The 12997-nt window shown below is 71.3% G+C and carries 9 protein-coding genes; 3 read left to right on the top strand and 6 right to left on the bottom strand.

The window, feature by feature from the left end; translation table 11 throughout:
• Window positions 1–25: 25 nt before the first annotated feature.
• From OG933_RS40200 to OG933_RS40210, 3 genes are all read right to left on the bottom strand, one after another.
• Window positions 26–2398, bottom strand: a complete 2373-nt coding sequence (locus tag OG933_RS40200; protein ID WP_362531135.1) for a SpoIIE family protein phosphatase — start codon at window positions 2396–2398, stop codon at window positions 26–28.
• Between the two features lie 132 nt (window positions 2399–2530).
• Window positions 2531–6805, bottom strand: a complete 4275-nt coding sequence (locus OG933_RS40205; protein ID WP_405632022.1) for a HAMP domain-containing protein — start codon at window positions 6803–6805, stop codon at window positions 2531–2533.
• 301 nt (window positions 6806–7106) lie between these two features.
• On the bottom strand, window positions 7107–7988 hold the full coding sequence (locus tag OG933_RS40210; protein WP_372481665.1) for an RNA polymerase sigma factor SigF: 882 nt from the start codon (window positions 7986–7988) through the stop codon (window positions 7107–7109).
• A 200-nt stretch (window positions 7989–8188) separates the two neighbouring features.
• On the opposite strand from OG933_RS40210, the gene OG933_RS40215 reads away from it, so the two are divergent.
• Together OG933_RS40215 and OG933_RS40220 are read left to right on the top strand one after the other, a co-directional pair.
• On the top strand, window positions 8189–8560 hold the full coding sequence (locus OG933_RS40215; protein ID WP_327181162.1) for a PRC-barrel domain containing protein: 372 nt from the start codon (window positions 8189–8191) through the stop codon (window positions 8558–8560).
• Window positions 8557–9015: an ATP-binding protein gene (locus tag OG933_RS40220; RefSeq protein WP_405632024.1), complete on the top strand. Its 459-nt coding sequence runs from the start codon at window positions 8557–8559 to the stop codon at window positions 9013–9015. The genes OG933_RS40215 and OG933_RS40220 overlap by 4 nt, the downstream gene beginning before the upstream one ends.
• A gap of 69 nt (window positions 9016–9084) precedes the next feature.
• Here OG933_RS40220 and OG933_RS40225 read toward each other — a convergent pair whose 3' ends face one another.
• Together OG933_RS40225 and OG933_RS40230 are read right to left on the bottom strand one after the other, a co-directional pair.
• Window positions 9085–9531, bottom strand: coding sequence for an ATP-binding protein (locus tag OG933_RS40225; protein ID WP_405632026.1), 447 nt, complete (start codon window positions 9529–9531; stop codon window positions 9085–9087).
• Between the two features lie 194 nt (window positions 9532–9725).
• Window positions 9726–11630, bottom strand: coding sequence for an AMP-dependent synthetase/ligase (locus tag OG933_RS40230; RefSeq protein ID WP_362531121.1), 1905 nt, complete (start codon window positions 11628–11630; stop codon window positions 9726–9728).
• 199 nt (window positions 11631–11829) lie between these two features.
• Here OG933_RS40230 and OG933_RS40235 point away from each other — a divergent pair, with 199 nt between their 5' ends.
• The gene (locus tag OG933_RS40235; RefSeq protein WP_362531137.1) at window positions 11830–11919 is read left to right on the top strand and encodes a DUF6480 family protein; all 90 of its coding nucleotides are present in this window, start codon (window positions 11830–11832) and stop codon (window positions 11917–11919) included.
• Here OG933_RS40235 and OG933_RS40240 read toward each other — a convergent pair.
• Complete coding sequence (locus tag OG933_RS40240; RefSeq protein WP_405632027.1) at window positions 11888–12976, bottom strand: glutamate--cysteine ligase; 1089 nt, start codon at window positions 12974–12976, stop codon at window positions 11888–11890. The genes OG933_RS40235 and OG933_RS40240 overlap by 32 nt on opposite strands.
• Window positions 12977–12997 lie beyond the last annotated feature (21 nt).

Genomic DNA, 12997 nt, shown 5'->3' on the forward strand with positions numbered 1-12997 from the left:
CGCAAGACCGTCACAGGACGGCTGCCTAGCGCAGCCGGATGCCCACGATGCAGGTGTCGTCGTCCGTGTCGGACCTGCTGTAGGTGAGCAGCCGGTCCAGCTGCTGGTCCAGCGTCGGCGGCACCGTGCGGGCCTGCACCAGCAACTGGGTCAGCGACTCCTCCACGGACCGGTCGCGCCGCTCGATCAGGCCGTCGGTGTACATCAGCAGGGTGTCGTCGGCCGCGAGCTGGACCTCCTCCTCCTCGTACACCGTCTCCGGTACGGCGCCCAGCAGCATCCCCTTCAGCAGGGGCAGCGGCGCCGCCTGGGCGTCCCGCACCAGCACCGGCGGCAGATGGCCCGCCCTCGCCCAGCGCAGGGTGTGCCGGGAGGGGTCGTACAGGCCGCACACGGCCGTGGCCGTGATCGAACCGGTCAGATGGTGGGCGACGATGTTGAGCCAGGACAGCAGCTGACCGGGCCCCGCCCCGGTCACCGCCAGTCCGCGCAGCGCGTTGCGCAGCACCACCATGCTGGTCGCCGCCTCGATGCCGTGCCCGGCCACGTCGCCCACGCACAGCATCACGAGCCGGGAGGGCAGCACGACGGCGTCGTACCAGTCGCCACCCACCAGGTGCTCCTCCTCGGCAGGCCGGTAGCGGACCGCCACCTGGAGCCCGGGGGCCTCCAGGGGCGCCCGGGTGGGCGGCATGATGGCGTGCTGGAGCTGGAGGGCCAGCCTGCTGCGCTCGCTGGCGTGCTGCTCGCTCTGCGCGAGCTGGTCGCGGGTGGCGGCGAGCGCCACCTCCGTCCAGTGCTGCGAGGAGATGTCCTGGTACGCGCCGCGCACGGCGACCAGCCGTTCGTCGGTGTCGAGCACCGGCTCGGCGACGATCCGCATGTGCCGGGTCACCCCGTCCGGCCGCTGGAGCCGGAAGGCGGCGGAAGCCGGACGGCGGCCGTGCAGCAGCGTGCGCAGCAGCCGGCCGACGACGACCGCGTCATCGGGATGGGTGTGCGCGGCCAACTCCTCCAGCGGCACCGGCGGGCTCGACTCGGGCCGCCCGTACAGGGTGAACAGCTGCCCGTTCCAGGTGGTCTCGCCGGTGAGCAGGTCCTCCTCGAAACCACCGATGCGGCCGAGTCGCTGGGCGTTCTGCAGGAGGCTGGCCAGGCGCGCCGTCTCGTCCTCGATCCGCCAGATCAGCAGCACGCAGCTGCCGTGCCGGCTGATGCTGAGGTCCGCGACCGCGGCCAGCGGCACCTCGCCGACCAGCGCGGTCAGACTCATCCGGCGCGCCCGGAACGGCTCGCCGGTGGCGTGCACGCGCTCGATCCGCTGGAAGAGGTCACCGCCGCCGGCGGCCATCGGGTAGGCCTCGAGCAGCAGCGCCCCGTTGACCACCGCGCGGGGCCGGCCCGCGGGGTCGAGGAAGCGGTCGTTGACGTGCTGGATGCGGAAGTCCACGAGCTTTCCGGCCGCGTCGACGTGCGGCACCAGCACCAGGGCCGGGTCGTGCAGCCCGTCCGTCAGGTCCATCAGCTCCGCCGTGTCCGGCAGGACGAGCGGATCCTGGTCGGGGCCCCGGACATGCGAGTACGCCTGGAGCGTGTGGGCACACAGGTCCGCCAGGGCCTCCACCTGGCGCACCACCTGGGGCGGCTGCCGGTCCAGCGGGGCCGGCCAGGCGATCTCCAGGACCCCGTCCACGCGTCCGGCGCTGCCGGCGGGCACGGCCGCGCGGCCGCCGTCCGGGTGCAGATGACGGCCGATGGTGGGCAGCCCGGTCCGGGCCAGCGACTCGATCCACTGGGTCGCCCCCTCGGTGAGGCCGCTGCGGGCCACCGTGGCCACGTCCGGCGGCACGTACCGCCAGCGCTCGGCCTCGCCGGGGGAGAACCCCGCGCTGCCGGCGAGGGTCAGCGAACCGTCGGAGCCCGCCGCCCAGATCGCCACGGCGACCGCGCCCAGCGGACCCAGCGCGTGCTGGAGCAGCGAGTCGGCGACGGCCTGGGTGTCGTGCGCGGCGGCCAGCGCCCCGCTCTCGGCGGCCCGCAACCGCACGGCCGCCGACTGCTCCCCGGGATCCTCCGGCTTTCCGACGGCCGCCAGGAAGGCCTGTGTCACCTCCGACACGCGGTCCTTGGCGGCCTGGTTGATGACGTCCACCGCGAACTCCAGCGGACTCAGGCCGGACTGCCCGGCCAGCACGGACAGCTGCTGTGCCGCCTCGCTCGGGCCGCAGCCGAGGCGCTCCACCAGGATGCCCTTGGCCAGTTCGACCAGGGCGCGCCCGTCGGCCTCCGCCTGGGCCTCCAGGACCTCCCGGCGCAGCCGGTCCACGGTGGCGGCGAGCCGGCCCACGGGTGAGGGCGTGGCGGTGCCCTCCGGCTCCGGCGGGCTCACGCCGTCCACGGGTCCGGGCTGCTCTCCGGCCGGTACGGGCAGGGCCCGGCCCTCGCCGGGTTTGGTGGGCTGTGCGGGAATGCTCACGGTGTGCGGACTCCTCGGCTGGGACGCCTGGTGGCTCGGGCGGGGCGAACGTCCTCAGACGGTCAGCCAGCGTCGGACGCAGGACATGAGGTCATGGGTGTCGACGGGCTTGGTGACGTAGTCGCTGGCCCCCGAGTCGAGGCTCTTCTCCCGGTCCCCGGGCATGGCCTTCGCGGTCACCGCGACGATGGGCAGATCGGCGTACTCGGACATGCGGCGGATCTCCGCCGTGGCGGTGTACCCGTCCATCTCGGGCATCATCACGTCCATCAGCACCAGCGCGATGTCCGGGTTGTTGCGCAGCGTGTCGATCCCCTCGCGCCCGTTCTCCGCGTGCAGCACGCGGATGCCGTGCAGTTCCAGGATCCCGCTGAGCGCGAACAGGTTGCGCGCGTCGTCGTCGACGACCAGGACCGTCCGGCCCACGACGGCGTCGTCCGGGAGGTGCGGCGCCACGTGCTGGGGCTCGTCGGGACGGACCAGGGCGAGCACGTCACCCGGCTGTTCGGCGGAGAGGTGCAACGTGATGCGCTCGCGCAGTTCGTCCAGGCTGGACAGGAACTCCATCGGCTTGCCGGCCGCCCGGGACTGCAGGCTCTCCTCCTGGGCGAGGTCCGCGCGGTGCCCGCTGTGCACGAGCACCGGAACGCCCGTCAGCACCGAGTCGTCGTGCAGGGCCTCGAGGAACCGGGAGGCCTCCGCGTCGGGCATGCCCAGTTCCAGGACGACGCAGTGGCAGGGCTCGGCGGCCAGCGCGCCCGCGGCCTCGTGCGCCCCGACGGCGGTGACGATGTCGACCGGCGCCGCCGACGTGCCGTCCTCCCGGCCGCGTGCCATGTCCGCCACGACGCTCTCGGCGACCAGGGTCAGCAGGCCGCGGGGCCGCTCCTCCACCACCAGCAGCCGACGCGGCCGCCGGGCCGCTCCGACGGCCGTGGGCGTACCGGGGGAGCCGAGGGGGATCGCCGCGGGCGGCCCGGCGAGGGCGCGCTCCACCGGCCGGACCCCGTCGACGACCTCCTGGAAGTCCCGCCGCGCGACCGGCAGGTAGAGCGTGAAGGTGCTGCCCCGACCCGGTGTGCTGTCCACGGTGACCGCGCCGCCGAGCAGATGCGCGATCTCCCGGGTGATCGACAGCCCCAGGCCCGTGCCGCCGTACTTGCGGCTGGTGGTGCCGTCCGCCTGCTGGAAGGCACCGAAAATGGTCTCCAGCTGCTGCTCCGGGATGCCGATGCCGGTGTCCCTCACCCGGAACGCCACCACGGTGCTGCTGCGGACCACGCTGCTCGGCACCTCCTCGTCGGAGGCCGGCTCGATGCGCAGCTCGACACTGCCCTGCTCGGTGAACTTCACGGCGTTGGACAGCAGGTTGCGCAGCACCTGGCGCAGCCGGGAGTCGTCGGTGAGCAGGTCGGCGGGGGCGCCGGTGGCCGTGCTCACCGTGAACTCGAGACTCTTCTGCGTCGTCATGGGGCGGAAGGTCGCCTCGACGTACTCGATGAGCTGCCGCAGCGACACCTGCTCCGGCGAGACGTCCATCTTGCCGGCCTCGACCTTCGACAGGTCCAGGATGTCGTTGATCAGCTGGAGCAGGTCCGAGCCGGCCGAGTGGATGATGCCCGCGTACTCGACCTGCTTCGGCGTGAGGTTGCGCGAGGGGTTCTGAGCCAGCAACTGGGCCAGGATGAGCAGGCTGTTGAGCGGGGTGCGCAGCTCGTGGCTCATGTTCGCCAGGAACTCCGACTTGTACTTCGACGCGAGGGACAGCTGCTGAGCCCGCGCCTCCAGGTCCTGCCGGGCCTGCTCGATCTGGAGGTTCTTCGCCTCGATGTCACGGTTCTGCGCCACCAGCAGGGAGGCCTTCTCCTCCAGTTCGGCGTTGGAGTGCTGGAGTTCCTCCTGCTGGGACTGCAACTCGGCGGACCGGGCCTGGAGTTCGGCGGTCAGCCGCTGGGACTCGTCGAGCAGTTCGTCGGTGCGGGCGTTCGCCACGATGGTGTTGACGTTGACGCCGATGGTCACCCTCAGCTGTTCCAGGAAGTCCCGGTGGAACTGTGTGAACGCGCCGACCGACGCCAGTTCGATGACGCCGAGCACCTGCCCCTCGAAGACGATGGGCAGCAGGACCAGGGCCCTGGGCTCCATCTGGCCGAGGCCCGAGGAGATGGTGACGTAACCGGCCGGCAGTTCGTCGACGATGATCGTCCGGCGGCTGCGCGCGGCCTGGCCGACCAGCGAGCGGCCGAACGGGATACGGGTGGGACGCTCGTCGTCGGCGGGATAGCCGTAGGCGCCCACGAGCCGCAGCTCCGGGCCGTGCTCGCCGTCTTCGGCGAGGTGGAAGGCGCCGAACTGGGCCGACACCAGCGGCACCAGCTCGTCCATGATCAGCTCGGCGACCACGGGCAGGTCGCGGTGGCCCTGCATGAGACCGGAGATACGCGCCAGGTTGGTCTTGAGCCAGTCCTGCTCCTGGTTGGCCCGGGTGGTCTCGCGCAGGGACTCCACCATCGAGTTGATGTTGTCCTTGAGCTCGGCGACCTCGCCGGAGGCGACCACGGTGATCGACCGGGTCAGATCGCCCTCCGCGACGGCGCTCGTGACCCCGGCGATCGCGCGCACCTGCCGGGTCAGGTTCCCGGCCAGTTCGTTGACGTTCTCCGTGAGGCGCTTCCAGGTGCCCGAGACCCCCTCCACCTCGGCCTGGCCGCCGAGGCGTCCCTCGGTGCCGACCTCGCGGGCGACGCGGGTGACCTCGTCGGCGAAGGCGGAGAGCTGGTCGACCATCGTGTTGATGGTCGTCTTGAGCTCGAGGATCTCGCCCCGGGCGTCCACGTCGATCTTCTTCGACAGGTCGCCGCGGGCCACCGCCGTGGTCACCAGCGCGATGTTGCGGACCTGGCCAGTGAGGTTGTTGGCCATCGAGTTGACGTTGTCGGTGAGGTCCTTCCAGGTGCCGGCCACGTTCGGCACCTGCGCCTGGCCGCCGAGCCGGCCCTCGGTGCCGACCTCGCGGGCCACCCGGGTCACCTCGTCGGCGAAGGCGGACAGGGTGTCCACCATCGTGTTGATGACGTCCGCCAGCGCGGCGACCTCGCCCTTGGCCTCGACGGTGATCTTCTGCGAGAGGTCGCCGCGGGCCACGGCGGTGGCGACCTGGGCGATGGAGCGCACCTGGCCCGTCAGGTTCGACGCCATGACGTTGACGTTGTCGGTGAGGTCCTTCCAGGTGCCCGACACCCCGCGGACCGTGGCCTGGCCGCCCAGGTTGCCCGCCGTGCCGACCTCGCGGGCGACGCGGGTGACCTCGTCGGCGAAGGCGGAGAGCTGGTCGACCATCGTGTTGATGGTGTTCTTGAGTTCGAGGATCTCGCCGCGTGCGTCGACGGTGATCTTCTGGGAGAGGTCGCCCTTGGCCACCGCGGTCGCCACCTGGGCGACGTTGCGGACCTGGTTGGTGAGGTTCCCGGCCATGAAGTTGACCGAATCGGTGAGGTCCCGCCAGGTGCCCTTGACGCCCTTGACGTCGGCCTGGCCGCCGAGGCGTCCCTCGGTGCCGACCTCGCGGGCGACGCGGGTGACCTCGTCGGCGAAGGCGGAGAGCTGGTCGACCATCGTGTTGATGGTGTTCTTGAGTTCGAGGATCTCGCCGCGGGCGTCGACGGTGATCTTCTGGGAGAGGTCGCCCTTGGCCACCGCCGTGGTCACCTGGGCGACGTTGCGGACCTGGTTGGTGAGGTTCCCGGCCATGAAGTTGACCGAATCGGTGAGGTCCCGCCACACCCCGGCGACCCCGGGCACCTGTGCCTGGCCGCCGAGGCGTCCTTCGGTGCCGACCTCGCGGGCGACGCGGGTGACCTCGTCGGCGAAGGCGGAGAGCTGGTCGACCATCGTGTTGACGGTCTCCTTCAGCTGAAGGATCTCGCCCCGGGCCGGCACGTCGATCTTCTGTGACAGGTCGCCCTTGGCGACCGCGGTCGCCACCTGGGCGATGTCCCGCACCTGGGTCGTCAGGTTGCCCGCCATGGCGTTCACGGAGTCCGTCAGGTCGGCCCAGGTCCCGGAGACCCCGGGCACCTCGGCCTGGCCGCCCAGGGTTCCCTCGGTGCCCACCTCCCGGGCCACCCGGGTGACCTCGGACGTGAAGACGGACAGCTGGTCGACCATGCCGTTGAAGACGGTGGCGATGTCACCCAGGAGACCGTCCCCGTCGGTGGGCAGCCGGGTACCGAAGTCCCCGTCCCGTACGGCCGTCAGGCCTGCCAGGAGCTGCCTGAGCTCGTGGTCGCCGGGAACCGCGTCCAAGGACTCGGTCGCGTTGCTGGTCATGCCTACCCTCGTTCCGCTCCCCAGGAGCCCCCCGGACGGGGACTCGGAACCGGGCCGCCCAGGTGGACGGCCCCGCATGTCGTACGTGGATTTCCGCAGTTCACGGATGTGCGCGATGAGAGAAATCCGCCGCAGGCTAACCCACCGGAGCGCGGCGCAACAAAGCGTCGCCCACTTTGCACACACAGGAATTCCAGACGACGGGCACCATGCATACACGAACGGAAGCGGGGTACTCGCACAGCTTTGCCCGGGACGGCTGGAAGCCGTCCCGGGCAATGTCACGACCGGAGTTTCGCGGTCAGGCGATCTCGGCCCCCAGCAGGCCGGTCCGCAGCCGCTGCACCATGCGGCTGATCAGTCGCGACACATGCATCTGGGAGATGCCGAGCTCCCTGCCGATCTCCGCCTGCGTCCGCTCCTCGACGAACCGCATATGGATGATCCGCCGCTCCCGCTCGCCGAGTTCGGCGATCAGCGGCGCCAGCGAGTGGAAGTCCTCCACCAGCTCCAGCGCCGGCTCCTCGGCACCGAGGAAGTCGGCCAGCACGGACTCGCCGTCCGCGCCGCCGTCGGAGGTCAGGGCCGCGTCGAGGGAGGCGGAGGTGTAGCCGTTGGACGCCTTGCGCGCCTCGATGACCTCCTCCTCCGACAGCGACATCAGCTGCGAGAGCTCACGGGTGGTGGGCATCCGGCCGAGCCGCGTCTGCAACTCCTCGGTGGCCTTGGCCAGTTCGACCCGTGCCTCCTGGAGCCTGCGCGGCACGTGCACGGCCCAGCTCGTGTCCCGGAAGAACCGCTTGATCTCGCCGACGATGTACGGAATGGCGAACGAGGTGAACTCGACCTCGCGGGTCAGCTCGAACCGGTCGATGGCCTTGATCAGCCCGATCGTGCCGACCTGGACGATGTCCTCCATGGAGTCGCCCCGGCCGCGGAAGCGGGAGGCCGCGTACCGCACCAGGGACAGGTTCATCTCGATCAGGGTGTTGCGTACGTACTGGTACTCGTGGGTGCCCTCCTCCACGACGGCCAGCCGGTCGAAGAAGCGGCGCGAGAGCTCCCGCGCGTCCTTCGGGCTGACCTGGGTGGGCATCTCGATGAGCGGAACCCCTCCGTGCGGGCTCTCCGTGCCCGCCCGCGCTGCCGTGGCCGTCGTTGCGTGTGCCGTCACGGCATTCATGCCGCTCACTCCGTTCGTCGAGCTGGTCGATGACGGAGTCCGTCTGCCCCGGCTTCCGCATCTCATGCCCGTTGTTCCGTACAGACTTTTCCAATGGGTGCTGATACCCCCTCTCTTCGGTCAGGAACGGACAGACATGCCCCCGAATGCGTGCGCCACGGGCGGGTAATGGCAGCTGTGGAGCGCGAGAAGGGAGCAGTGTGACCATCGACGGAATCTGGTCGTACACGCCGGACAGTGGACACGCGGAAGGACAGGACCTGACCGACTATGCCGTCATGACGGCCGACGGCACCCTCGGGCACGTGGAACGCGAGGCCGACCCGCTCGGCATGCGGCATCTGGTCGTCGACACGGGCGTGTGGCTGTTCGGCAGGAGCGCCGTCGTCCCGGTGGGCGTCGTGACGGGCGTCGACCACACGGAACGCAAGGTGACCCTGGGCTGCACCGGGGACGAGGTCAAGGACGCGCCTCGCTTCCGTACCGACAGCGAGACGACGGACCCGGCGTACCTCACCGCCGTCGGTGACCACTATCGCCGGCTGACGCCACGGGGAACGCCATCGGTATGAGGGAAGAGGGACTCGCGCCCGCCCGCTCCGTGCCCGCCCGGGAAACGGCCGGGACGTCGGTGAGGACCGCCGCGGCGGCCCGGGCCCACGCCCGCGCGGTGGTGGACGCCCGGTGGAACCTGTCCACCCGGCCGGCACGCGAGGAGGACGTCATCGACCTGCTGCTGGTCGTGTCGGAGCTGGTGGCCAACGCCCTCCGGCACGGCGGCGGACTGGCCGGGTTCGAGATGACGCCGGTGCGGGACGGGGTCCGGCTGGCCGTGCGCGACCACAGCGACACGGTGCCCGCCGCGGTGGGCGGACCGGGCTCCCGCCCGGCCGGCCACCGGGTGGGCGGCTACGGCTGGCCGCTGGTCGTCCGCCTGGCCCGGGACATCGCCATCGAGAAACAGAACGGCGGCGGGAAGACGATCAGTGTGTTCGTGCCGATCCGGACCGCAGACCGGCCGGGCTGACAGGCGGGCGCGGATTCTCCGCCCCTGCCTCTGCACCCCCGCCCCGCGGCTCCCGCCCTGCCGTCGGACTCACCACGGCAGGAAGACGTGCACGTCCTTCCCCTCGCCCTGGCCGGCCTCGTTCGGCACCACGCTGACCTGACTGCACAGGGTGTGCACCAGATACCAGCCGATACCCCCGCCCCCGCTGTCCGGATGGAACGGCCGCGGAGACGGCGGAGTGCTGTTGGTGTCGTGCAGCGTCACGTGCACCCCGTCGAAGGTGGGGCGCAGGCACAGCTCGAAGGGGCCCGGCGCGTACTGGACGGCGTTCGCCGCCAGCTCCGTGACGATCAGCACGATGTCGTGCCAGCACTCCGGTGCCGTGGGGGGCACGGTGCCGGCCAGCTCATGGAGGAACTCCTCCGTGGCCAGCCGTGCACCCGTCACGTCCTGGGGTTCGCCCTCGAAGCGGGCTGTACGGCTGGGAATCGCCCAGGCGGACAGTGCGTCGTTTCCACGCGGCTCGGTTGCCATGTCGTCAGTGCGGCCCCTGAGTCTCCGGGACCGTCGTCCTTTCTCGTACGGCTCTCTGGCGTCGCCCCTACAGGGTTCCCGAGGGCTGCCAGGCTACGCGTCCGTCATCCGACGGCATACGGTCACGGCAGAACACGATCGCCGGCTCTCCGACCACGCAGCGTGTCCGGATCCGGGTCCACCGGCAGTCCGGATCACCGGAACACGTCGTCGGCGTCGTCCCAGCCCAGCACCTCCTCCGGCGCGGTCTGCCGGGGCAGCCGCGCCCGGGCCTGGTACATCGCCTCGATCTCGGCCGCGTAGTGCGCCACGATCGAGTCGCGGCGCAGCTTCATCGAGGGCGTCAGCAGGCCGTTGGTCTGGTCGAACGCCTGCGGCAGGATGCGGAAGGCACGGATCGACTCCGAGCGGGACACCGTGCTGTTGGCGGCGGCCACCGCCCGCCCGACCTCCTCCCGCAGGGCGTTCTCCTCGCGCGCCTCCCGGCTCTGGGTGTCGCCGTGCAGCATCAGGTTCCCGCGCCAGTGCGCCAGGAAGTCGGGGTCCAGGGTGATCAGCGCGCCCACGCAGGGCCGGTTGTCACCCACGACCACGGCCTGGTGGACGAGCGGATGCATCCGCAACCGCTGCTCCAGCGAGGCCGGCGCCACACTCTTGCCGCTGCTGGTGATGATGACGTCCTTCTTGCGGCCGGTGATCGTGAGGTAGCCGTCCGAGTCCAGGAACCCGAGGTCACCCGTGGCCAGCCAGCCGCCCCACAGCGCGGCCCGCGTCGCGGCCTCGTCGTTGACATAGCCCTGGAACACCGACGGGCCGCGCACCAGGATCTCCCCGTCGTCCGCCACCCGGAGGTCCACGCCCGGCAGGGCCTGTCCGACGGTGCCCGACTTCTCCCGGCCGAGCGGCTGCATCGTGATCCCGCCGCTGGTCTCGGTCAGGCCGTACCCGTCGTGCACATAGATGCCGATGCCCTCGAAGAAGAGGGACAGATCGCGGTGGAGCGGGGAGCCGCCCGACGTGGCGCGGTGGACGCGGCCGCCGAGCGCCGCCCGGAGTCTGCGGTACACCGTCCGCTCGAACAGGGCGTGCTGGAGTCGCAGGTCGAAACCGGGCCCCGAGCCGCGGCCCAGCCGCTGCCGCTCGACGGCGGCCGCGAAGTCCCGGGCCGTCTCCGCCGCCCGCTCGAACAGGGCGCCACGGCCGGCCTCCTGGGCCGCCCGCAGGAAGTTCTTGTAGATCTTCTCGAACACCGACGGCACCGCGTACAGATACGTCGGACGGAAGGTGCGCAGCGACTCGGCGAGCGCCTCCGCGCCGATATCGGGTTCGTGGCCCATCAGGATGCCGCCGCGCAGACACAGGCCCTGGATCATCAGCCCGTACACGTGGGAGAACGGCAGGAAGGCGAGGACGCTCGGCTGTCGGCCGGCGGGCGCGGCCGTGTGCCCCCAGCCGGCCAGCAGCGTGTCGCAGGGGCTGGCCAGGCTGCGGTGGCTCAGCGCACAGCCCAGCGGCCGGCCCGAGGTCCCGGAGGTGTAGGCGATCACGGCGGTGGAGTCGGGCAGCACGATCCGGCGCAGCGAGTCCACGGTGGTGATCGGCACCAACTCGCCGCGCCGCGTGAGTTGTTCGAACGCCCCGGCGTCCAACTGCCAGACGTTCCGCAGCGAGGGCAGGGCCGCGCACACCGACCCCACGGTCATGACACTCTGTTCGTCCTCGACGACGACGCCCACACAGTTGGCGTCCCGCAGGATCCACTCGACCTGCTCGCGCGAGGACGTCGGATAGACCGGGACGACCTCGGCGCCCACCGCCCACAGCGCATGACACAGGACCGTCCACTCGTACCGGGTACGCGCCATGATCGCGACGCGGTGGCCGGGCGAGATCCCGGACGCCACGAACCCCTTCGCCAGGTCGACCACCTCGTCCCGCAGCTCGACGGCCGTCACCTCCTCCCAGCCGGTGGAGGCGCCGTCCGGACGGCGGGAGAGCACGGGGAGTGTGGGAGTGCGGGCGGCTGTCTCGAAGACGGTGTCGGCGAGACCTCCGGTCAGGGGCGTGGTGGCCGGGGGAGCGAGGGCGAAGTCGCGCATGCGCTGCTCCTGAGGTGTACGGGCTGTGACTCCGCCGACGGGAACTGTTATCGACGGTGCCCGAATCTAGCCCAGGTGGGACCGGTTGTGGCCTGGAACGAATAAGTAATCCGCGTTGATGATCTCGGCCTGCCGGGCCCCCGTCACTTCCGGCGTCCTGCCGCCGGTGAAGTCGGCGGTCCGGGGGGACCCGGAGAGCATGAGCCACGCCGATCCCGACCCCGAACGCACCACGGGTCCGGAACCGGGCGGCGGCCTCAGGCCTGGGTCTGCTGCACGCAGGTGGTGACCACCTCGCGCAGACTGCCGGTGCGCTCCCACACCTCGCGCTGCAACCGGGAGCCGTTGCCGTGCCGCAGCAGTTCGGCACAGGAGGCGCGGGCCCGCTCCAGGTCACCGCTGTCCGCCAGCGCGTCCTGGACATGCTCCAACAGAGCCCGGACGACCGTCTCGGCGTGCACCGGCCGCATGGTCACGGGGTGCAGCAGGTCCTCGGTGAGCCCCGAGCGGGCGGCCCGCCAGCCGGCCAGCCGGAGCAGGCTCACGCTGTGGTCCAGCGGCTCCCGGCCGGCCTCCCGGTCCCGGGCGGCGGTCTCGACCAGCCCCCGCACCAGCGTGGCGATCAGCACGGCGGTGTCCGCGTGCAGACAGACGTCCGCCACCCGCACCTCCACCGTCGGATAGCGCGCCGACAGCCGGGCGTCGAAGTAGACCATGCCCTCGTCGAGGATCGTGCCGGTGGCCACCATGTCCGCCACCCGCCGGTGGTACCGGTCCGCCGACCCGAACAGCTCGGTCGGCCCGGCCGACGGCCAGCGCTGCCACACCCGGCTGCGATAACTGCTGTAGTCCGTCTCCGAGCCCTGCCAGAAAGGCGAGTTGGCACTCAGGGCTGTCAGCACCGACAGCCAGGGCCGGATCCGGTCGACGACCGCGACGCCCTCCTCGTCCGAGTCGACGGACACATGGACATGGCAGCCGCACACCATCTGCTCACGCGTCGCGATGCCGTACTGCTCGGCCATCCACTGGTAGCGCCGGTTCATGCTGACGGACGGGCGCACCGGCAACGGCGAGGTGGCGAGCGCGGCGACCGCGCACCCGGCCTCCCGCGCGTGCCGCGCCGCCTCCCCGCGTATGCGGACGATCTCCGCGCCGAGTTCGCCCATGCCCGACTGCGGGTGGGTGTTGAACTCGAGCATCTGGTTGTGCAGTTCCTTCTCGAAGACGTCCTCCTCGGCCCCGCGCCGGGAGGCGCGGGCGAGGACGGCGGCTGACAGGGCCTGGGGCTCCCCGGTCTCCGGGTCGACCAGGAGGAGTTCTTCCTCCACTCCGACGGTGCGCACGGGATGCGGCCTCTCTCTGGC

Origin of the sequence: Streptomyces sp. NBC_00016, from assembly GCF_045040885.1 — a bacterium.
Taxonomy (GTDB): domain Bacteria; phylum Actinomycetota; class Actinomycetes; order Streptomycetales; family Streptomycetaceae; genus Streptomyces; species Streptomyces coriariae.